Consider the following 22,610-nt stretch of genomic DNA (forward strand, 5'->3'; position numbering starts at 1 on the left):
GACAAGCCGTGGAGCCTTTTTAGTTGAACCGATAAGCTTACTTATGCTTATACGTTTAGAATTCCTTTTCTTGGAGTAACGCTAAAGGCTTTGGCCAGATCGGCCAATTCCTGATCCGTAATCCGTTGCTGAATATCATGGTGAGCAATGAGCATATAAATTTGCGCTGCCTTTTCAATCGTTTCAATCAGGCCAAACGCTTCATCAATGGAGCTGCCTGTTCCGAAAATACCGTGATGAGGCCATAATACAGCGTGATGATCCTTCATTTTCTTTGCCGTTTCGCGGCCAATTTCACTGGAGCCCGGCACCATCCAAGGAATCACACCGATACCATCCGGAAAGACGACGATACATTCGGTACACATTTCCCACAGGGTTTTGGTGAACTGGTTTTCATCCAGACTATGAATGAATGTCATCGCAATGACATGGGTGGCATGATTATGAATCACGACACGATGGTTAGGATCAACCTTCAAGCGCTCAATATGACTCATAAAATGCGAAGGCAATTCGCTGGTAGGAACCGCATCATGCTTGAGGCCCCACAAGAGTTCCAGCTGTTCTCCATCCTGGGAGACACGAAGGACACCCAGATTGGCTTCAGGATCAGCAATGACGTTCTTAAAATATTTGCCTGATCCGGTGACGATAAAATATTTGCCAGCCAGCTCATTCACAGGAAAGGCAGGCTTGATCGTACGGATAACCTGATGGATATCCATATATTTTGCAACTTCGGCTTCATCCAGAATATAGCTGACATTTCCTCCGTTGCGTTCATCCCAGCCGAATTTCCACATGTTTTGTGTAATCTCCGCCATCTCGCGAACGAATGGGATATCGAGCCCCGATTTTCGTTCTTTTTGATTCTCCAGCACAGTAGTCATGGATGATCTCTCCCTTTGTATAATATAAAATACAAGCTTATCAATGCAGTAGTTACCGTTTTAGCAGTTATCGTTTCAACAGTACTTGTTGTTCATAATCTTTCGCTTCGGTCAGCCATTCCTCACGAACAGGAACACCGTTTTGAGCGCAATAGTAATCCCATACGGCACCGAACGGATACGATTTAAATTCCTCAACCAGAGCAAGGCGAGTCGTGAAGTCTCTTTCCTGCTCTGCCTTTTTTAGCTCTTCAATCGGTTCCAGCATGGCGCGAAGCAGTGCTTTGATGGTGTTGCGTGTACCGATGACCCATGCGGCCACATGGTTGATGCTGCCATCAAAGAAATCAAGGCCGATGTGAGTTCGGGAAAGTAAATCCCCGCGAACCAGCTCACGGGCAATGTCGAGCAATTCGTCGTCCATGGTCACGACATGGTCGCTGTCCCAACGAACCGGTCTGCTGACGTGGAGCAATAATTGATCGGTGAACATGAGCACGGACGACAGTTTGTTCGAGATGACCTCCGTTGGATGGAAGTGGCCGGCATCGAGACAGATGGATTTGCCGCGTGTCAGGGCGTAGCCCATATAGAACTCATGTGAGCCGACAACATAGCTTTCCGAACCGATGCCAAACAGCTTGCTTTCAACCGCATCAATGTTGTATTGTTCGCTGATTTGCTCGCTGAAAATCTCGTCCAGCGCATCGCGCAGCCGTTCTCTTGGAGCCAGACGGTCAACCGGGGCATCCTTATAACCATCTGGCATCCAGTGATTTGTAACACATGGCTGACCGAGTTCCTTGCCAAAATACTCGGCAATTCTGCGTGATTTTTTACAGTGTGTGATCCAGAAATCACGAATTTCCGGGTCCTGATGGCTCAATGTGAAGCCGTCCTCCGCTTTGGGATGGGAGAAGAGGGTTGGATTAAAATCAAGCCCAAGCCCTTGCTGTTTGGCCCATTCTACCCAGTTCTGAAAATGGCGTGGCTCCAGTTGATCCAAATCTACCTGCTCTGTCGTATCCGCATAGATCGCGTGCAGATTGACCTTATGCTGACCTGGAATGAGCGCCAGGGCTTTTTCCAAATCCTGACGCAGCTCAGCTGGCGTTCCTGCTCTGCCCGGGTAGCTGCCCGTTACCGCAATTCCTCCGCTCAGCTGTTTGTCTTTAAACAGGAATCCCTGTACATCGTCTCCCTGCCAGCAGTGTAGTGATATTTTGATCTCTGAAAGCTTGCGTAAAACGTCATCCACTTGAATACCGTGGTGGGCATACAGCTTTTTCGCTTCGTTATAACTGGCTTCAATGGCTTCGTTCATGGCTTTACTCCTTTATTAAGATATTTGAGTAGTGGACATGGTTTGTCTCTTGAGGTGTTCCCAGCGATCCAGCACTTCTTTCGAGCCCTCCAACACTTGCGGCTTATAGAGGCGAGTCGGGAAGGATCGGGCAATGACTCTGCCAGCATCTTTGAGGTCTTCAAGGGCACCGGAGCTGATTAATTGCACGATAATATTACCGATAGCTGTAGATTCAGAAGGACCTGCCTGAACCTCAATTTCCAAAAGATCGGCTGTTAGCTGGCATAGTAATTCGTTGTTAGCGCCTCCACCGACAATGTGCAATTTGGCAACCGTCTCGTCTGTTAAGCGTTGCAGCTCATGTAAGGCATCCCGGTAGCTTAAGGCCAGACTGTCAAAAATACAGCGGGCAAGCGCACCCGGTGTCCGGGGGATAGGCTGCCCCGTGTCTTCGCAGAATCGCTGAATTTCAAGGGTCATACTATCTGGATTCAAGAATGAGGACTGGTTGCAGAGGACGAGACTGGCAAACGGTGTCTCTGCTGAAGCCAGTTGGGCCAATTCGGCAAAGCTGTGTGCGGAGCCACCCTCTCTTCTCACCTCCTGAATCATCCACAAGCCCATAATATTTTTCAGAAAACGGTACGTACCGTAAGCGCCCCACTCATTGGTATAGTTCGCCTGCATGGCTGCTTTGGTATTTAAGGCCTCGGATCGTTCCATTCCCAATAGTGACCACGTTCCGCTGCTAATATAAGCCCAGGATTCCTCCCGCTGTGATGGAACACCTGCAACAGCCGATGCGGTATCGTGCGTAGGCACAAGAATGATCTGACAGTCTGGAAGATCGTACTTTTGAACAAGCTCTGGCAAAAGGGAACCCAGAACCCGCCCAGGCTCGGCAAGCTCTGAAAATTGATTGCGCCGAAGCTGGAGCAGGGACAGCAGGTCTTCATCAAACTCCCGGGAGTTCACATTGAGAAGCTGCATCGTGGATGCATTTGTCATTTCATTGACCATAATGCCTGTAAGGAGGTAGTACAGATAATCAGGAACCATCAATATTTTATCCGCCTGGGCAAGCTGTTCCCGATCATGAACGAACAGTTGATACAACGTATTAAAGTTGAGTTCCTGAATGCCTGTTTTCTCATATACATCTTCTCGACTGATGAGCTGATGCAGCCTGTCGGGCGCGTGGAGGGTGCGTGCATCGCGGTAAGCGTATACCTCATGAATGCGGTTGCCTTCCTTATCAAGCAGCACGTAATCTACAGCCCATGTATCAATGCCGAGCGTACAGGAATGAATCCCGTTCTGTTTAGCTTTTTGCAAGCCCTGAATAATCTCTTCCAACAGATCGTCGATATTCCAGTAATCATGTCCGTCCCTTTCGGTAAAGGAGTTGTTGAAACGATGAAGCTCTTGCAAGTGAAGCTGGCCGCCTTCCAGAGTTGCACTCACGAGTCTTCCGCTTGAAGCTCCAATATCAACAGCAAGATAATTATTCATATCCAATCTCCTAGCATGGATAAAATCCCGGCAGCCTGAAAGTCTGCCTTTAATTTCTTAACTAACTCCATACTACTTCCGTTTATCTGTGTAGTCAACAGAAACGGAAGTGTATTTTTTGGTTTTATTTTTGTTTTTAAAATTATATATAAAATTAAATGTTGTTTTGTGTGTGTTTTTGTTTTTTACGATCTGTTTTCTACCATATAAGTACCTTAAATAGACGGTGATGCGCTTTACTGATTTTCAAATTGTGGAAGGTTATTCAGGTGACGCTATCTGTATGAAAAATAGTCTTGAAACCGCCAGCCAGAGGGTGTAGTATACAAGGTATCAATTTCATATGACTCGTATAATATTGGGGATATGGCCCAAAAGTTTCTACCGGATGACCACTGCAATCGTCCGACTATGAGTGATAGCGCATCGGCTTCGGATGAATGCGGACATTTATTTGTGCCCCAATCCGTCAAGGGACGATAACCCCAAGGACAGGCTTCACTTGAGAAACAACTCAAGGGAGCCGGTCCTTTTTTGGTTTTGGCAGATTTTATTCTATTTTTAAGTACAAAAGGAGCGATATCGGCGTAATGAAAGCTTTGGAGGAACGTATTCGTCAAGAAGGTCAGATTTTATCCGACACCGTATTAAAGGTAGATTCTTTTTTGAATCATCAGGTGGATACAGCGTTGGCATTGGAAATTGGCAAGGAATTCGCACGTTTGTTCGGCAGTGCCCCGATTACCAAGGTGCTTACGATTGAAGCCAGTGGTATTCAATTTGCGATGGCTACAGCTATTGCCTTGGGTGTCCCGTTCATTTATGCAAAGAAAAAGAAGGCAATCACGTTGAGTGAGCAGGTATACTTCGCTGAGGTTCATTCGTTCACACGGCAGGAAACCTATCAGGTGAGCATTTCCCAAAAATATCTGGATGCCAGCGACCATGTGCTGATCGTGGATGATTTTCTAGCTACTGGCGCAGCCTTGGTTGGGCTTACGGATATTGTGAAGGAAGCGGGAGCGGAGCTGGCCGGAGTGGGCTGCGTCATCGAGAAGAGCTTTCAGGAAGGTCGCGGGCTATTGGAGCAAAGAGGCATTGCTGTGCGTTCTCTTGCGCGTATCGCTTCCATGGCACCAGGCGAGGTTCATTTTATAGAGGAAGCTGATGTTGTGATTCCTCCTGTTAAGGAGAATGTGGGATGTTAAGCAAACAAAAGTTATTTGCGCTGGGCTTCCAGCATGTCATGGCGATGTACGCCGGAGCGATTGCCGTTCCTCTGATCGTAGGAGGAGCGCTGCACCTGACGCCAGCCCAAATGGCATATCTGGTTGCCGCCGATCTGTTCACCTGTGGGATTGCCACGTTGCTACAGATTATGGGTACACGGTTTTTCGGTAGCAGATTACCGGTCATTCTCGGCTGTACGTTTACGGCAGTAGGACCGCTGATTGCGATTGCCTCGACCTCAAACCTGGCGACCGCGTACGGGGCCATTATATTGTCCGGTATATTCGTGGTGCTTGCGGCACCGCTGTATGGCAAGCTGCTGCGCTTCTTCCCGACGGTGGTTACCGGCTCGGTTGTGACCATTATCGGTCTGTCCCTTATCCCGGTGGCGATGAACAATGTAGCGGGTGGACAGGGCAGCGCAGATTTTGGACAGCCGCGTAATTTGCTGTTGGCGCTGATTACATTACTGGTTATTCTGCTTGTAAATCGAGTGGCCAAAGGCTTTTTACGTTCGATTTCCGTGCTTATCGGTCTGTTTGCGGGTACTGTGGTCGCTTATGCGATGGGAATAGTGCATTTTGCTCCCGTGGCGGATGCCTCATGGGTGAGTGTGGCGCAGCCGTTTTATTTTGGCAAGCCGGAGTTTAGCATTATGGCGGTATGTACGATGATTATCGTTAATATTGTGAGCATGGTCGAGTCTACGGGCGTTTATCTGGCAGTAGGCAAGGCGATTGATCAGAAGGTGGAGCAGAAGCAGATCGTCAATGGACTACGTTCCGAAGGACTGGCGATTATGCTGGGTGGTATTTTTAATGCCTTCCCTTACACAGCTTTTTCGCAAAATGTCGGTCTGATTTCGCTCACTCGCGTCAAATCACGCAACGTTATTTTTGCAGCAGGCGGCATCATGGTTGTTCTTGGTTTGCTGCCTAAGCTGGCTGCCTTAACGACAGTGATTCCGAATGCCGTGCTGGGCGGGGCGATGATCGTTATGTTCGGTTCGGTCGCTGCATCAGGCATGTCTATTTTGTCAGAAGTAGACTTGCGGAAGGAAAGCAATCTACTCATCGCGGCATGCAGCATTGCTGTGGGACTAGGCTCTGCCGTTCTGCCACAAATGTTCGACCAACTGCCGAGCTTTGCCAAAATGCTGCTGCAAAACGGCATCGTATCCGGCTCGATTACAGCGATTGTGTTGAACATCGTTTTGACGAGAAAACAGGGAGATTCGGTCAAGGGTGTAAATGTGACGGAGGTTCCGCAGAAGGTTTAATGCTATTAAATAAAAGCCGGAGAGAGAGGGAAGCCTCTTTTTCCGGCTTTTTGGTATAGGGTTTGTATGAAGCTAGAGATTTAAGGATCTATTAGTGGGATTTGCTAGAGTGATAGGCAAGGTCATGGTATAATCTAAATTATGGATTTTGAATAGTGGTGGAAGTTTTTGGACCACGGCGTAGCTTCCCGAAAGGGGGTGAAGCCGATGGTCAACCTTGTGTCGTGCTACGATGTGCTGCGTTGGATGGTTACGTTACTAAGCCTGGTGTTTAGTATTCGTAAGCTTTATCGCTGGCTGCGTCGGAAATTTCGGAACAAGCGAAAACCCACCGCGTAATTAGGTTAGGCGCCTAACGGTGGGTTTTGTTTGCATTAACATTCAGTTATGCAGCGCGCCGTGGTGATCCACAGCCTTTCAAGTCCTAAGAGTCTTTGCCGTTGGCGCGGCGAAGGCTCTTTTCTAGTATATGGACACGGTGGGTATCTATATACCTAATTTTATCATGTTCATTTCGTGCACGCAACGTGAACCCATAGCCTTTAACCATACTATATCATTAAAATTTAAAATATATCGCAACATTTGTTGACAAGCCAGTAGCAACAAAATAAGATAGTCCTAAATCGTAATATAAAGGAATAAAGGAAGAAAACAGGTGCGAGCCGAACTTTCCACATACAGGGTTTTATTGAAGCCTTGTAGTGGTGGGTGACGTGTTCGCTTAAAAGGGAAGTTCGGTACATTCCGACACGGACCCGCCACTGTATACAGGCATCAGCAGGGTACTGCTGGAGCTTTCAGAATAGCCACTGGAACTGTAAAGAACCGGGAAGGCCTGAAAGGTAAGCCTGAAGTCAGGAGACCTGCCTGTTTTAACATCACTGTCAGACCCACGGGATGCTGGGGAGGTGGTTGGACGTGCTGCATACGGAATGTCTGAAACGATCCGATCCCCTTTTTTAGAGGGTGTTGAGGGTGAGCTTTGGCATTTTATAATGAAAGCATTTCTGACTGCTGATCAAGTGGTCGGGGATGCTTTTTTCGCGTTAGGTTTATATGATTTTGCAAGATAGAGGGGGATTCATGAAATGATAAGCAATCGTAAAAGAAACTCACGGTTTATATGTACGGGACTGGTGCTGCTTATGGCCGTTATGGCTCTGGCGGCATGCTCCACACCCGGTCAAACGGCGGACTCTACCAAGAACGGGCAGACACCTACGGAGCAGAGCTCAGCGGATAAAAAGCTGGTGATGGCGTATACATGGAAGCCGTCAGGCGTTGACCCGCACGGAGACAATAGCTGGGATGTCATGCGGTCCGGTGCAGGTGAGACCCTTGTCCGCTTGAATGAAAAGCTGGAGCCTGTAGCTTGGCTGGCAAAAGGGTGGAAGCAGGATAGCCCTACCGTCTGGACGTTCAGCTTGCAGGATAAGGTTACTTTTCATGATGGAAAGCGTATGGATGCAGCCAGCGTCAAGGCTTCACTGCTGCGTTCTATTGAAAAAAGCCATCTGGCGAAGGACTTGCTGGATGTGAAGTCTATTGATGTAAGCGGTCCGCTGACTTTGAAAATGACGACAAATCAGCCGAACGCGGCGCTGGCATCCAATCTGGCTGATCCATCGACGATTGTGCTGGATGTAGCTTCTATGAAAGATGAGCAGAGCTATCCTGCGATGACAGGTGCTTTTAAAATCAAAGCGTTCAACAAGGATCAATCCTTGGTTGTGGAACGTTATGACGGGTATTGGGGAGAGAAGGCTCGGCTGGCCGAAGCGACGATGAAGTTCATTACGGACGGCAATTCGCGCCTGATGGCGCTTCAATCCGGCGAGGTGGACGTAGCAACGGATGTTCCGGTGGATAACGCGGAGGTGTTGAAAAAGAACGACAAGCTGCAGGTGTTGTCGGCTCCTTCCGTGCGTACCCATATGATCGTCTACAATATGGAGTCGCCTGTGTTCAAGGATGCGGCCAACCGCAGGGTCGTGGATAGTCTGATTCCACGCGCATCCATTGTGAGCGCGGTCATGAGGGGCTACGGTACGGAGGCCAGCAGCCCGTTTCCGAGCATTCTCCCCTTTGGCAAGGCTGAGCGTAAAGCACTGGACGGAACGCCGGAGCAATTGCTGACCAAAGATGGCTGGCAAAAGGATGCCCAAGGCACATGGACCAAGCAAGGCAAGCCGTTCGAGGTTACGCTGCTGACCTTCCCACAGCGCCCTGAACTCTCCGTGATGGCTGAGGTCATTCAGAGTCAATTGCTGAAAGAGGGGATCCAGGTCAAGATTCGCAAGGTGGAAAATATAGACGAGGCGTTAACCAAAAACGATTGGGATTTTGCCATGTACAGTATGCTGACGGCCCATACAGGGGAACCGCAATATTTTATGGACACGTTTTATTCCTCCAAAAGCAAGGCTAACGTAAGCCGATATGTCTCCAAGCCGCTGGAGGACATTCTTGGCAGATTAAAGCTGGCGAAGAATACAGCAGAGCGCAATGCGCTGACACTACAAGCGTTAGATCTCATTAATACGGATTTGCCGCAGTCGTTCATTGTGCATCCTGACAATGTATTTGGTGTGAAAAAAGGGGTAGAGGGCTTTACGCCCCATCCGATTGAGTATTACTACATTACAGCGCAATCTGATATTGCGAAATAGCGGGCTGCGTATCCTATGATTCGTTTTATTCTGGAACGTGCGGCGCAGCTGGTCATCATTGTATTCGTTGTCTCTACGGTGACTTTTGTACTGATGAGACTAGCTCCGGGGGACCCTGCTACCATTTTGCTTACTGCGCATAATGTACCTGCCTCTGAGGAGGCGTTGACGGCACTGCGGAAGGAACTGGGCTTGAATGAGCCGCTTCATATTCAGTATGTCAACTGGCTGCGGGACGTGTTCACGGGGCATTGGGGTACCTCGTATGTGTCCAGGGAGTCGGTGCTGGCCGAGCTGTGGAGCAGACTGCCTGCTACTGTGGAGCTGGCTTTGGCGGGCTTTGCCGTGATGACCGTGCTGACGCTGGGGATGGGACTGGCCGCCTCGGTCAAATCCAACGGCCCACTGGATCGCCTGAGCAGACTTTTGGCCCTGCTGGGCTCATCCATTCCCTCCTTTTGGCTTGGTTTCCTGCTGATCTATTTGTTTTCCGTTTGTCTGGGCTGGCTTCCATCCATGGGAAGAGAAGATTGGACACATCTGGTGCTGCCGGCGCTGACCCTAGGTGCAGGTCTGGGGGCGGTACAAGCACGTGTGCTGCGTGCGCAAATGCTGGAGCTGGGTGATCGGAATTTTGTGAAAGCGGCGAAGGCCAGAGGCTTTTCCCGTACGCATATTCTGTTTTTTGAGGTATTTAAGCATGCCGTTTTGCCTATTATTACGCTGTTAGGTACGAATCTGTCATTTATGCTTGCAGGTAATGTCATCGTAGAGACGATTTTTTCATGGCCGGGCTTGGGCAAGTATTTTATAGATGCGATTACGCAGCGAGATTACCCCGTGATTCAAGGGTATGTTATTTTTGCTGCATTTTTAATTGTAGGTGTTCAGTGTTTGGTAGATGTGGTACAGACGGCGATAGATCCAAGGCTGCGTTTGCGTTAGGGGAGGAAGCTGGGAATGAAAAGGATACGGTTTTCCTTCAAAGGAAGCTTGCTGACAGGCGGCGTACTGTTTGGCCTGATCGTGCTGCTCGGAGTGCTGGCTCCATGGGTTGCTCCTCATGATCCTCTGAGTGTGGACCTTCTGAACCGTCTGGCCCCACCTAGCCGGGAATATCCCTTTGGTACGGATCACCTGGGGCGGGATGTGCTGTCACGGCTCATTTACGGGATTCGAACGAGTGTGTTAATCGCGTGCACGATTACTGTGGCTACGCTGAGTGTCAGTCTGCCGATAGGCCTGCTCATTGGCTATGTACGTGGGCGTGTGGATCAACTGATCATGCGAGGAATTGACGGCGTGCTGGCTTTTCCCGATATTATTTTGACGGTGGCGATTGTCGGGATTTTGGGCCCGGGTTTTGTTAACATGACCTTGGCTATTATAGCGGTACGGTGGGCAGGCTATGTCCGCTATATCCGCAGTCTGGTTCAAAAAGCCTGTCAGGAGGACTATGTGCGATATGCCCGTTTATCCGGCAATTCACACATACGCATACTGAGACATTACGTATTGCCACAAGTGTTGCCGCAGTTGGTTGTTTATGCGGTTTGGGATATCGGGCGCGTGGTGCTGATGATTGCCGGGCTTTCCTTTCTTGGACTGGGTGTACAGCCGCCCAAGCCAGAGTGGGGTGTGATGCTGCATGATGCAACCTCGTATTTTCAGGTGGCTCCGCATGTCATGATTTTCCCGGGCTTGGCGATTATGCTGTTTGTGCTTGCGTGCCAGCTACTGGGTGACCGTTTTTCGGAAAAGGAGGCGGCGAAATAGTGGAGAATCGGACAGTCCTTGACCGGAAGGATACGACAGAGCGAGTGGCCGGGCGCAAGCCACTGTTACACGTGGAACATTTGGAGATAGGCTGTATAGGTACAGGAACTACCGTTAGGGCGGAGACAGGTTCGGGTGCAGGTAGAAAATTAGAAGCGAACGAGGGAACAATACGGAACAGTGGCCGTCAACCTCTGCTGCGAGATGTGAGCTTTTCCCTATATCCGGGCGAAATTGTGGCTCTGACCGGGCCGAGCGGATGCGGCAAGAGCCTGACTGCACACGCAATTGCAGGCATGCTGGAGCCGGGGATTGGTGTTACGCAAGGGCATATTTACTATAACGGGGAGGACATTGTCCCGTTCCATGAACGGCGCTGGCAAAGGCTGCGCCGCGAGGATATTGCGTTGCTCATTCAACAATCGCTGAGCGGTTTGAACCCGATCCGTACCGTCCGCACACAGTTGACGGATACGTTAAGGCTGCACGGGCGGCACCATTTGCCGCACGAACAGAAGGAGCCGGGGCAGGCTGATGCTGCCCCGTCCCACGCTGTACCGCGGCAAGCCGTTCTACAGGGTGCGCTGCCCTGGATGAGACGGATGATAAGCCGCGCCACGAAGCTAGCCGGAGGCCGCGCTACGCAACCGCAGGAGGCGTATCTGCACGCTCTGCTCCGCAAGGTCGGGTTTGCAGACCCGGAGCGCATTTTGTCATCGTATCCGTTTGAGCTGAGTGGGGGCATGTGTCAAAGAGTGCTGCTGGCCGCTATGTTAAGCTCCGGTCCGCGCCTTTTTATTGCCGACGAGCCTACTACGGCGCTGGATGTCATCAACCGGGATAAGGTTCTGGCATTGCTCCAGCAGTTGAGAGAGGATTTTGACCTCACCATTTTGTTGATTTCTCATGATCGTCAGGGTATGAGTCGTGTGGCAGATCGCGTGCTGGAGATGAGCCCGGAAGGAAGGATGCACGAATGATACTGGAATTGAAGCAAGTGACCAAAAATTATCCTATCCGTAGACGGAAAAAAGGCTGGTTTAGCAAGCAAGATAGCGAGCAGGCTGCCGTGAAGCAGGTAAGTCTGGAGTTACAGCGGGGAGAATGCCTCGGACTGGTTGGGGAAAGCGGAAGCGGCAAAAGTACGCTGGCACAATGTATCCTGAGGCTGGAACCGTTAACCTCGGGGGAGATTTGGCTGGATCATCAGCCCATTCATACGGGAAAGGTGAAGGATATTCATCTATATAAAAGAATCCAGTTGGTCGCGCAGGACTCGTCTTCCTCACTGCATCCCCGTATGACCATTCGAGATATTTTGCTGGAGCCGATCCACAACTATTTTCCTGAGCGAAAAGCGCAGGCACTGGATATCTGTCTGTCTCTACTCGAATCAGTAGGCTTGGACGCTGACAGTCTGGAGAAATATCCGTCACAGCTAAGCGGCGGACAAAAGCAGCGGGTATGCATCGCCCGTGCGCTGGCAGTGGAGCCGGAAATCATCTTGTTCGATGAATCCGTCGCCAATCTCGACGCGGCAACGCAGTCCTCCGTACTCGACTTGCTCAAAAAAGTCCAGATAGAACGTCAGTTATCCTACCTTTTCATCACTCATGATCTTCAATCCACCCGTCCGTTTTGTGATCGAATTGCCGTCATGTATCAGGGAGAGATCGTGGAAGTATTTAAGGATTGGGATGAAAGCCTGTTACAGCATGAGTACACTCACACCTTGTTTCAAACGTTGGTGGAATGATCCATCTATCTCATATTATACAAATTTAAAATAAACTTGACCTTTCCTTGTCAATTATTGTTGACAAAATAAGATGTGCTACCTATTCTTAATATGATTATGATAATCATTATCACATATATAGAAAAGGGGAAATACATTGATGTCCGTTCGACACCGCAAGACTACCACCCTTATGCTGGTGGCAATCCTCTTATTATCCGTTATTTTAGGCTGCGCGAAGCAGGAAAATACACCTGCATCCACCTCAACTGACGGAGCTGCCAATGAAAAGTCGATCACGCTTTCGTGGCCGCGTGACATTGGTACAATGAATCCTCACGTATACAATCCTTCCCAACTTTTTGCACAATCCATGATTTATGAGCCGTTAGTCAGCTACAAGCAAGGAGGCAAGCTGGAGCCTGCTTTGGCTGAATCCTGGACGATTTCCAAGGACGGCAAAACATATACGTTCAAGCTTCGCAAAGGTGTGAAATTTTCAGATGGAACACCGTTCAACGCAGCTATTGTCAAAAAGAACTTTGATGCAATCATGAAAAATGATAAGACGCACAGTTGGCTTGGTGTGGTAGATGTTCTCGACAAAACGGAGGTCGTGGATGACAGCACCTTCCGCTTGACGCTCAAGGAGCCGTATTATCCGGTAATTCAGGACTTGTCCGTTGTTCGTCCGTTCCGCTTTTTGGGTGAGGCCGGGTTCCCCGATGATGGGGACACCTCCAAAGGCATCAAGAAACCTGTAGGTACAGGACCTTGGATGCTGGATGAATACAAGCAGGATGAATATGCAACCTTTAAGCGCAATCCTAATTATTGGGGCACTGCACCGAAGGTGGATAAAATTATCGTAAAAGTCATTCCCGATAGCGAAACACGTGTCATGGCCTTTGAGAAAGGCGATCTGGACCTGATTTACGGTGAAGGTGTCATTAGTCTGGATGCCTTCAAGCAGCTTCGCGACACAGATAAGTATGTTACCAAGCTGTCCGAGCCTGTCGGCACAAGAAGCCTGCTGCTCAATTCGTCCAATCCCAAGCTGGCAGACCTCCGCGTGCGTCTGGCTCTCCAGTATGGCTTTAACAAGCAAGCGATGGTGGAAGGTGTGACCTCAGGGCTGGAGGAAAAAGCGGATACGGTTTTATCCAAAAACTATCCGTATACGAATGTGGACTTGCAGCCCGTGGACTATGATGTGGAAAAATCCAAAGCGCTGCTGGATGAGGCTGGCTGGAAGCTGCCTGCTGGCGGTACGGTGCGGGAGAAGAATGGACAACAGCTCGATTTTGAGCTGATTTTTGATAAAACCGATCCGATTCAAAAGGCGATGGCTGAAACCATTCAGGCGGAATGGGGAGAGCTGGGTGTTAAAGTGAACCTGACCGGGCTGGAGCTGACGGTTCAAATCAAGCGCCTGAGATCCAACCAGTTTGATCTGTACTTCTGGTACAACTATGGTGCGCCTTATGATCCACATTCCTTTATTAACGTTATTGCCAAGAAGAGCTTCGGAATTTCCGAGGTGCTGAGCGCCCTTCCGATGAAGAAGAATCTGGATCAGCAAGTACACGAAGCACTCTCATCGACAGATGAAACCAAGCGCCAAGAGCTGTATGGTTCGATTCTGAAGACGCTGCAGGAGCAATCTGCGATTGTGCCTATTTCATATATTAAGAAGACCGCGGTATATCAGAAAAAGATTACGAACTTTGTATTCCCGGCCAATCGGGATGAAAATCCGTTTGGTGGGATTGAAATCGGGAAGTAGTTAAAACCAAAGGGTAACGTTCGTTTACAGAATAGGAGGACAACTTGTGATCAGCTATATTGCGAAACGGATGATAGCGGTCATTCCTATTGTTCTCTTTGCCACCCTCGTTACCTTTGCACTCATTCATATTTCACCGGTTGATCCGGCCGAGGCCTATTTGACAGCAGCTCACATCTATCCGACTCCGGAAATTCTGGAGCAGAAACGGCATGAATTCGGACTGGATCAGCCTTTGCTGACACAGTATGTGCAGACGCTGCAAAGAATCAGTCGGCTGGACTTCGGCACTTCATACCTGACGAACAAGCCGGTGTGGGATGAGGTGAAGGTTCGACTGCCTGCCACTGTCGAGTTGGCCTTGAGCAGCATGCTGCTATCCATCGTGGTGAGTATCCCGCTGGGCGTGCTGGCGGCGATACGTAAGAATGGCTGGATCGACATGCTTAGTCGAGGGATTTCATATGTTGGAGCGTCTATTCCACAATTTTGGCTGGGATATCTGCTGATTTTCTTTTTCTCTGTCCGGTTGGACTTGCTGCCTGTAGAGGGGCGGGGAACGTGGCAGCATCTGGTGCTCCCCACGTTGACCCTGTCGCTGGTGCTGATTGCTCTATATACGCGCCTGCTGCGCTCCAGTGTGTTGGAGCAGCTTCAGGAAACGTATGTCCAGTATGCCAGAACCAGAGGGATTCGTGAACGTATAATTATGCTCAAGCATGTGCTCAAAATTGCCATTGCCCCACTGATTACGGGTATGGGCATGAATCTGGGCAAGCTGCTGACTGGAACGATTATTGTGGAGCAGGTGTTTTCATGGCCCGGTTTTGGCCGATATTTTGTGGAAGCGATTTTTAACCGGGATATTCCCGTCATACAATGCTATGTGTTTTTGGCGGCATGCCTGTTCATCGTATGCAATTTGCTCGTTGATCTGGTGCATTTGTATATGGACCCCCGAATTTCAGCGAAGGGACGAGCAGAGCAGTGATGATAAGGTTACGTACAATGTTCAAGGGCCAAAAAGTAATCGTGGTCTGCTCTATCGTGCTGGCGGCTCTTTTCATCATTATGGCGATAGCCCCCTGGATAGCTCCCCATGATCCGGTTAAAGTCAATTTATTGCATAAGCTGGAAGGACCTTCGAAAGAATACTGGCTGGGAACTGATCACTTGGGTCGGGACAATCTGTCCCGGCTACTATATGGAGCGCGGATTTCGCTCGGCTTTGCAACATTGATTTTCCTGTCCTCGCTTAGCATTGGTGTCGTGGTTGGATCGGTTGCAGGTTATGTGGGCGGCTGGGTCGATAGTGTGCTAATGCGGTTCTGCGAAGGGATTATGGCGTTCCCGAATCTGGTGCTCGTGCTGGGTATTGTCGGTATTTTTGGGCCGGGTCTGATGCAGGTGCTGCTTGCCTTGATGATGGTACAGTGGGTGTATTATGCCCGAATGTGCCGCAATATGGTCGTTAGTCTGAAAGAGCGGAATTTTATCGCGGCCGCAAGGATTAGCGGCTCCTCCTCAGGAGCCATTATCCGGAGGCATATCATTCCCAATGTGCTGCGGCCGATTGTGGTTATGGGTACGCTGGAGATGGGCTGGGCGATCATGGATATTTCTGCGTTGTCTTTCCTCGGTCTGGGCATTCAGCCGCCAACTCCTGAATGGGGAGCGATGATTCATGAGGGGACAGGATACATCCGCAGTCATCCGGAATTAATGATCTATCCGGGCGTCATGATTCTGGTGGTGGTCATGGCCTTCAATATATTGGGAGAGGCGCTGTCAGACCGATACGGAATTTCCAAACGTCAGTAAAACAGGAGTGAGAACAACGATGGATGACGGGGCGAAGTCGAAGGTGCTGCAGGTCAGTGGCTTGCAGGTGAAGCTCCAAACCGGTACAGGGATGGTCCCTCTGCTGGAGCCAATTGATTTTGAATTGAAAAAGGGGCGGGTTCTAGGTCTTGTTGGCGAAAGTGGAAGCGGCAAAACGGTGACCTGTAACGCCCTGCTCCAGTTGCTGGATCGCCAGACGATGGACGTAAAAGGCAGTGTCCGTCTGAATGGGCGTGAGCTGAACGGAATAGCGGCTGAGGAGATGCGGCGTATTCGCGGCAAGGAAATCGCACTGATTATGCAAAATCCGATGAATGCTTTTATGCCCGTGTATACGATCGGGGCTCAGTTTATGGAAACCATCCGCACTCATACCGAATTGACCGCACGACAGGCCCGTAATCTTGCCATAACAGCTTTGGAAAAGATGAATTTGCCCGAACCGGCCAAGCTGTTGAAGCGATATCCGTTTCAGCTCAGCGGGGGAATGCTGCAACGCGTCATGATCGCCATTTCCATGTGCCTGCGGCCAGCGGTGGTGATCGCGGATGAACCGACAACGGCGCTCGATGTGGTAAATCAGCTCCAAGTGCTGAGAGAGCTGGACCGCTTGCGCACAGAATACGACACTTCCATTTTGCTGATCTCGCACGATCTGGGAGTCATTTCGCAAATGGCAGATGAAGTGGCTGTCATGAAGCAGGGACGTATCGTCGAGCAGGCGGAGGTTCACCAGCTGTTCAATCAGCCGCAGCATGAATATACGAAAATGCTGCTGGATGCCAGGCCCAAGTTGTCCCTGCGGGACATGAATCAGGCAGGCGGTTAGTCGCCTGTGGACGGTTACACATTCAATAGGGGAGCGAATGCGCGTGTTACAAGTGAAGGAAGTAACTCATAGCTATGGAAGGCGCAAATGGTTGGGCCGCTCCGAACTACGCCCCCCTGTACTGGCCGGCGTTTCGCTTACGATAGAGAGCGGATTTTGCCTGGGCTTGCTTGGAACCAGCGGAGCGGGTAAGAGCACGCTTGGCAAGGTCATTCTGGGGCTGGAGAAGCCGCAGGAGGGTCAGGTGCTGTTTCAGGGACAGGACATTTATAATGGAAGCACACAGGCCCGCAGGAGGCTGAGACGGGATATGCAGGTCGTATTTCAGGATTGCTATTCTGCTGTAAACCCCCGGATGACCGCCGGACAGATTATCGGGGAGCCACTGGACAATTACGAACGACTATCAGTCCAGGAGCAAAAGAGAACGATTGAGCACCTGCTGGAGCGGGTCGGTCTCAAGCCGGAGGATCGGAATAAACTTCCGCATCAGTTCAGCGGCGGACAATTGCAGCGGATCAATATTGCACGGGCGATTGCCCTCAAGCCCAAGCTCATCGTACTGGATGAGTCTGTCAGCAGCCTGGATATGGTTCACCAGATGCATATTTTATCCCTGCTGGGAGAGCTGAAATCCTCGTTCGGATTGTCGTATCTGTTCATCACGCATGATATTCGGGCAGCTTACGCCGTCTGTGATGGCATTGCTGTGATGGAGCAGGGGAAATTGATCGAGCGCTGCGATGACAAGGATCGGATTTTTGAATCCGCTCATCCGGCTGTGCAACGGTTGATCTCGTCCATTTTGCCGGAACATCCAGCAGATCGTCTTCCACTTCATGAATGACAGTTGACCCGCAAGGGTCCTTTTTTTTGTGCAGCACCAGGGTAAGCTATTGAAATCAAATTTATCTGTTGTATTATTTTAATAACCCGATATAATATAAAATCATAGTAAATTACTTGGATTAAGAAGGGGTTTCATATATGAAAAAATCTGCTTTTGTTGCAGCAATTGGTCTATCTCTTGTGTTATTAACGGGTGCCTTGAGTGGATGCTCTTCGAAGGAAGCGGCGTCAGGGGATAAGGTGATTTATGTCGGCACACAAAATGACTACCCTCCGTTTGCTTTTGTGAATGATAAAAATGAACTGACCGGATACGATGTGGATGTCATCAAGGAAATCGACAAGAAGCTGGACGGCTACAAGTTTGAGTTTGTACCTTCGGGCTGGGATGCGATATTCCTTGCACTGGATGCGAACAAAATTCAGGTGGTGGCAGATGAAGTTGCCAAAAATCCCGAGCGTGAGCAAAAATATTTGTTCTCGGATGAGTCCTATTTCTCGGCGCAGTCGGTTATTATTGTGAAAAAGGGTAGAACCGATATTCATTCCCTCAAGGATTTGGAAGGCAAGAAGGTAGCCGCCTCGGTAGGCGATTCCTACACACAATTGCTGGAACAGTACAATGCGAAGAACGGAAATAAAATTATTTTGAAATACAATGACACAGGCACTTCGTCTGACAACCTTCAGGACGTGCAAAATGGCCGGGTAGACGCTTATGTGAATGATCCGGTTATGACGGCGGCGGCGATTAAGAAGGAAGATTTGCAGGTCGAAGCGGCAGGTGATCCTGTGCAAACGGATGATATCAATCTGGTGTTCAAAAAGGATAAGCAGGGCGAAGAGCTGAAAGCGAAAATTGACCCGATTATTAAAGAGCTTAAAACGGACGGAACGCTGAAGAAGCTGTCTGAACAATGGACAGGCGGGGAATATATCCCTCAGTAACAACAATGCAATGGGTAAAGTGGGGTTCCTATGGAAAAGCTGTTTGACCTTGATTATATGCTGAAAAGCCTTCCCCGGATCGTGGAATATCTCCCCGTAACACTATGGATTGCGCTATTGTCCATGCTGCTGGGTTCGATCATCGGGTTGGCGACGGCCTTAATCCGGATATATAAGGTGCCTGTTTTGGCGCAATTGTCTACGCTGTATGTCTCATACATCCGGGGAACGCCGCTCCTCGTGCAGCTGTTCCTCGTGTATTACGGAATACCCAAATTTCTGTATTATTTTCAGAGCGAATATGGGTTCTTGCAGCAATTCAATGTCTATGTGATTCCACCCGAGCTGTTTGCGCTGCTGTCATTTTCGTTAAACCTCGGGGGGTATCTGTCGGAGACGTTCCGGGCGGCGATTAACTCAGTCGACCGTGGGCAATTTGAGGCTGCCAATTCCATCGGGATGAGTCAGACACAGATTATGCTCAAAATTGTACTGCCACAGGCGTTGACGGTGGCTTTGCCCAATCTGGGGAACACGCTGATCAGCACGGTGAAGGATACGTCCTTTATTTTTATGATCGGTGTCGTCGATATGATGGGACAGGCTAAAATTATGGGCGCGCGGGCGCTGGCCTTTTTTGAGGTGTATGTTGCGGTGTCTCTGATCTACTGGCTGGTGTGCATCATTATTGAACGCGGGCTTGTCGTGCTGGAGAAGCGTATTCGAATTTACGAAAGAAGTGAGTAAGGGTATGATTCAACTTCATCAAATCCATAAGCATTTTGGACAGCATCACGTGTTGAAGGGTATAGACCTGACCGTAGGCAAGGGAGAAGTTGTAGTCATCCTGGGCCCGAGCGGATCGGGGAAGTCCACGCTGCTGCGCAGCATTAATTTTTTGGAGCAGCCGACTAGCGGCATCATTGAAATTGACGGTGTAAAGGTAGATGCCACCAAGGCGGGTAAAAAGGATATTCTCGGACTGCGTATGGCAACAGCGATGGTATTCCAGCAATATCAGCTGTTTAAAAATTTGAATGCACTCCATAATGTGATGATCGGTCTGACCAGTGTAAAAAAACTGGATCGCAAGCAGGCGAGGGAGATTAGTGAAGGAATTCTGGAAAAGGTCGGGTTAAAGGATCGCATGAGCTACTATCCTGCCCAGCTTTCGGGTGGACAGCAGCAGCGTGTTGCCATAGCCCGGGCTTTGGCGCTGAATCCGCAGGTGCTGTTGTTCGACGAGCCGACCTCCTCACTCGACCCTGAACTAGTGGATGAAGTACTGTCAGTCATTCAAAAAGTGGCAAGTGAAGGCAATACGATGATTATTGTCACGCATGAGCTTGGTTTTGCGAGAGATGTAGCGGATCGGGTCGTGCTGATGGAGCATGGTGTCATCGTGGAGCAGGGTCCTGTGGAGCAGTTTTTCACCAATCCGAAGGAAGAGCGGACACGGCAATTCCTGGGCAAAGCGTTGGGGCAAAGAACGTTACAGGAGCAACCGTAATTCCGTAAAATGACGTGGAATGGGGTAAATAAGCTTCCCTGGTCCAGTCTCATATGGAGGCGAAACGCTGTAGAGCTGGTGTCCTCAGAAAAATATCCTTAGAAAAATGTCCTTAGAGTAAAAAGCACGTTAGACCCATCGCAGGAGAAGGAAAACCTGCGTTTGTCTGACGTGCTTTTTGGGCATGTCATATATAGAAACGTAAGCTAGCTGCTCCAGCTTCATGAATGCACCATCCTTCATTAAATCTTTTCTATAGCAATGTAGCATATCACACTTATTCATGATAAATTCTAAGAACAATAAAGTGAAGATGTAATCGGGAAGGAACATTGGCACATGAAAAAGGTTTTGTTCATCAACACAGGCGGGACGATTTCTTCCTCCTATCAGGAAAACGGCCTGACTCCGACCCAATCGGCTGAGAATATTTTAGCGGAAATTCCGGAGCTCAAGGAAATTTGCGATATTGATGCCCACAATCTGATGAGCATTGATAGCACCAATACACAACCGGAGGATTGGGCTTCCATCGCCCGGATGGTACACCGTTCCCTCGATCAATACGATGGCATCGTCATTGCACATGGTACGGATACGATGGCTTATACGGCTTCGGCCTTGAGCTTCATGCTGGGAACCGTAGACAAGCCCGTCGTTGTGACAGGTTCGCAGGTGTCCATTTTGGCCGAGCACAGCGATTCCAAAAAAAATGTAATTGACTCATTCCTGACCGCATGTGGCGACGTGGCAGGAGTTTTTGTTGTATTTAACGGTAAAATTATCAATGGCAGCCGCAGCTCCAAAATCAGAACACGCAGCTATAACGCTTTTGAGAGTATTAACTATCCATACATTGGCCTGGTGGAGAACGGCAAAGTGATCTATACGGAGGGCGTATTTGCGGATCGCGATACCGTTCGCCACCCGTATAATGACGGGTATGCATCGGAGGTATTTTTGCTGAGGCTGATTCCGGGGACGAATCCGGCGATTTTTGATGCCATTCGAAGCTTGGGTTATAAAGGCATCGTCATAGAGGGCTTTGGTATGGGCGGTGTGCCTTTCAAGGAAAGAAGCCTGATCAGCAAAATCGAGGAATTGATGAAGGACGGTATGAGCATTGTCGTGACCACTCAATGTCCCTATGAGGGCGGGGATCTGACGATTTACGAGGTAGGCCAGAAGGTACTGGAAAAGGGTGTGATTCCGGGGTATGACATGACAACGGAAGCACTTGTAACAAAAATGATGTGGGCATTGGGCCAGACCACCGATCCGGCCGGGGTAGCCAAGATTATGGCAACGAACTATGTGGACGAAGTTTCCTTGCCTACGGACACAACCTCCCTGTAAGGGAGGTTGATCGCTGTAACTGCCGAAGACATCGAGTTAACGCTAAAATTTCCCCAGTCTATGTTTAATCTTAATAGCGATTTCCAGCGATTGGATGGCTTGTTCCAGTGGAATCAGGCATTCCGAAAGTCCGTCAAAGCATGCAAGGGCATGATCCAGACTTTTTTTGTACGGATTGGCGGATTCGAGGTTGATTTTTTGCTGCCCTGATGCGGTATACTCATATAATGCGGTAGGTATAAGATCATTTTCGTCGCTTTCATGGAATACCAGTTTGGCCTTCTCAAAATAAGCTTCATAGGCTACCGTGAATGGATAGCTTGTCGGCATATGGGAAGAGGCGACGACTTCTGTGAACGTATCCTGATGCTGAAAATAAGCCCGCACCTGTGCTTGTTTAGGATGGGCAACCTCTGTGCCCCAGACCGTGCATGGGTCACAGGGGCCCAGGCCCAGCAGCCATGCGAGTAAATCCAGTTCATGAATCATGAACTGAGTAGGGATGGAGCCTGGTCCAAGATCTCCCCACAGGGGAGGTGTTTCCCTTTTCAAGGACAAGGAAACAAGCTTTCCGTACTTTTGCTGACGGTGAGCCTCGTACAGATAGGTATAGGCAGGATCAAACTTAATGAACTGGTTGACCAGAATCTTTTTACCATATTGCTTTTCAGCTTGTTGCATAAGGAGAGCGTCTTCGAGATCAAGGCAAACCGGCGTTTCACAAAACACATGCTTTCCGTGCTTTAGTGCATCAATAGCATATGACCTATGCAGATGAGAGGGCAGACATAGATCGACGACATCCACGTCTGAATCCAGCAGAATATCCTCTATATTTTGTGTGACTTCAACGTTCAGGTCCTTTCTTAGCTTTTGCAGCTTGGTTTCGTTCCTTCCGAATACAACGATTCTGTTCACCTTGGGATGGTTGTTTAAAAGTGACGCATGATACGCGCCGAATCCCGTCCCCAAAATTCCAATATTCATCATCCATTACACCCCTTTACTTCTATGATACACACCTATTATTGCCAACAGGGTGTCAACAATCTTTGCATCGACTTTTCAACTTGGGTAACCATCT

At 49.3% G+C, this 22,610-nt stretch carries 20 protein-coding genes and 2 riboswitches; of the genes, 16 read left to right on the top strand and 4 right to left on the bottom strand.

Annotated elements, in window-relative coordinates; genetic code table 11:
- Positions 1–47 precede the first annotated feature (47 nt).
- The 3 genes from rhaD to rhaB form a co-directional block, all read right to left on the bottom strand.
- Positions 48–893, bottom strand: coding sequence for a rhamnulose-1-phosphate aldolase (gene rhaD / locus KQI_RS0111685; protein WP_010346934.1), 846 nt, complete (start codon positions 891–893; stop codon positions 48–50).
- Positions 894–960: 67 nt separating this feature from the next.
- Positions 961–2,217: an L-rhamnose isomerase gene (gene rhaA, locus KQI_RS0111690; protein ID WP_010346935.1), complete on the bottom strand. Its 1,257-nt coding sequence runs from the start codon at positions 2,215–2,217 to the stop codon at positions 961–963.
- Between the two features lie 15 nt (positions 2,218–2,232).
- Positions 2,233–3,711, bottom strand: coding sequence for a rhamnulokinase (rhaB, locus tag KQI_RS0111695; protein ID WP_010346936.1), 1,479 nt, complete (start codon positions 3,709–3,711; stop codon positions 2,233–2,235).
- Between the two features lie 328 nt (positions 3,712–4,039).
- A riboswitch (purine riboswitch) is annotated at positions 4,040–4,143 on the top strand.
- A gap of 158 nt (positions 4,144–4,301) precedes the next feature.
- Between rhaB and KQI_RS0111700 the strand changes: the two genes are divergently transcribed.
- The 16 genes from KQI_RS0111700 (at position 4,302) to KQI_RS0111790 (ending at position 21,526) form a co-directional block, all read left to right on the top strand.
- The gene (locus KQI_RS0111700; protein ID WP_010346937.1) at positions 4,302–4,919 is read left to right on the top strand and encodes a xanthine phosphoribosyltransferase; all 618 of its coding nucleotides are present in this window, start codon (positions 4,302–4,304) and stop codon (positions 4,917–4,919) included.
- Positions 4,913–6,220, top strand: a complete 1,308-nt coding sequence (locus tag KQI_RS0111705) for a nucleobase:cation symporter-2 family protein (protein ID WP_010346938.1) — start codon at positions 4,913–4,915, stop codon at positions 6,218–6,220. Before KQI_RS0111700 ends, KQI_RS0111705 begins: the two co-directional genes overlap by 7 nt.
- A 692-nt stretch (positions 6,221–6,912) precedes the next feature.
- Positions 6,913–7,108, top strand: a riboswitch (cobalamin riboswitch).
- Positions 7,109–7,311: 203 nt separating this feature from the next.
- Positions 7,312–8,892: an ABC transporter substrate-binding protein gene (locus KQI_RS0111720; RefSeq protein WP_010346940.1), complete on the top strand. Its 1,581-nt coding sequence runs from the start codon at positions 7,312–7,314 to the stop codon at positions 8,890–8,892.
- A gap of 15 nt (positions 8,893–8,907) precedes the next feature.
- Positions 8,908–9,837, top strand: a complete 930-nt coding sequence (nikB, locus tag KQI_RS0111725) for a nickel ABC transporter permease (protein WP_010346941.1) — start codon at positions 8,908–8,910, stop codon at positions 9,835–9,837.
- A gap of 15 nt (positions 9,838–9,852) precedes the next feature.
- Positions 9,853–10,668 carry a nickel transporter permease gene (gene nikC, locus KQI_RS0111730; RefSeq protein WP_010346942.1) on the top strand — a complete coding sequence of 272 codons (816 nt, stop codon included), beginning with the start codon at positions 9,853–9,855 and terminating at the stop codon, positions 10,666–10,668.
- Entirely contained in the window at positions 10,668–11,648 is a 981-nt protein-coding gene (locus KQI_RS0111735) for an ATP-binding cassette domain-containing protein (protein ID WP_010346943.1), read from the top strand. Before nikC (KQI_RS0111730) ends, KQI_RS0111735 begins: the two co-directional genes overlap by 1 nt.
- Entirely contained in the window at positions 11,645–12,424 is a 780-nt protein-coding gene (locus KQI_RS0111740) for an ABC transporter ATP-binding protein (RefSeq protein ID WP_010346944.1), read from the top strand. The genes KQI_RS0111735 and KQI_RS0111740 overlap by 4 nt, the downstream gene beginning before the upstream one ends.
- A 142-nt stretch (positions 12,425–12,566) precedes the next feature.
- Entirely contained in the window at positions 12,567–14,192 is a 1,626-nt protein-coding gene (gene nikA / locus KQI_RS0111745) for a nickel ABC transporter substrate-binding protein (protein WP_010346945.1), read from the top strand.
- 46 nt (positions 14,193–14,238) lie between these two features.
- Positions 14,239–15,183: a nickel ABC transporter permease subunit NikB gene (gene nikB / locus KQI_RS0111750; protein WP_010346946.1), complete on the top strand. Its 945-nt coding sequence runs from the start codon at positions 14,239–14,241 to the stop codon at positions 15,181–15,183.
- A complete protein-coding gene (nikC, locus tag KQI_RS0111755) occupies positions 15,183–16,013 on the top strand; it encodes a nickel ABC transporter permease subunit NikC (RefSeq protein WP_080572139.1) in 831 nt (276 codons plus the stop codon). The genes nikB (KQI_RS0111750) and nikC (KQI_RS0111755) overlap by 1 nt, the downstream gene beginning before the upstream one ends.
- A 19-nt stretch (positions 16,014–16,032) precedes the next feature.
- Entirely contained in the window at positions 16,033–16,863 is an 831-nt protein-coding gene (gene nikD, locus KQI_RS0111760) for a nickel import ATP-binding protein NikD (RefSeq protein WP_010346948.1), read from the top strand.
- 37 nt (positions 16,864–16,900) lie between these two features.
- On the top strand, positions 16,901–17,710 hold the full coding sequence (gene nikE / locus KQI_RS0111765) for a nickel import ATP-binding protein NikE (protein WP_029390124.1): 810 nt from the start codon (positions 16,901–16,903) through the stop codon (positions 17,708–17,710).
- A 140-nt stretch (positions 17,711–17,850) separates the two neighbouring features.
- Complete coding sequence (locus tag KQI_RS0111770; RefSeq protein WP_010346950.1) at positions 17,851–18,660, top strand: transporter substrate-binding domain-containing protein; 810 nt, start codon at positions 17,851–17,853, stop codon at positions 18,658–18,660.
- A gap of 30 nt (positions 18,661–18,690) precedes the next feature.
- A complete protein-coding gene (locus tag KQI_RS0111775; protein ID WP_010346951.1) occupies positions 18,691–19,407 on the top strand; it encodes an amino acid ABC transporter permease in 717 nt (238 codons plus the stop codon).
- Between the two features lie 4 nt (positions 19,408–19,411).
- Positions 19,412–20,170 carry an amino acid ABC transporter ATP-binding protein gene (locus tag KQI_RS0111780; protein ID WP_010346952.1) on the top strand — a complete coding sequence of 253 codons (759 nt, stop codon included), beginning with the start codon at positions 19,412–19,414 and terminating at the stop codon, positions 20,168–20,170.
- A gap of 339 nt (positions 20,171–20,509) precedes the next feature.
- Positions 20,510–21,526 (top strand): asparaginase, encoded by a 1,017-nt coding sequence (locus tag KQI_RS0111790; RefSeq protein WP_010346953.1) that lies wholly within the window; start codon positions 20,510–20,512, stop codon positions 21,524–21,526.
- Between the two features lie 42 nt (positions 21,527–21,568).
- On the opposite strand, the gene KQI_RS0111795 is transcribed toward KQI_RS0111790, so the two are convergent.
- Positions 21,569–22,516, bottom strand: coding sequence for a Gfo/Idh/MocA family protein (locus KQI_RS0111795; protein ID WP_039774372.1), 948 nt, complete (start codon positions 22,514–22,516; stop codon positions 21,569–21,571).
- Between the last annotated feature and the right edge of the window lie 94 nt (positions 22,517–22,610).

The organism is Paenibacillus peoriae KCTC 3763, from assembly GCF_000236805.1.
In the GTDB taxonomy this organism is placed as follows: Bacteria; Bacillota; Bacilli; order Paenibacillales; family Paenibacillaceae; genus Paenibacillus; species Paenibacillus peoriae.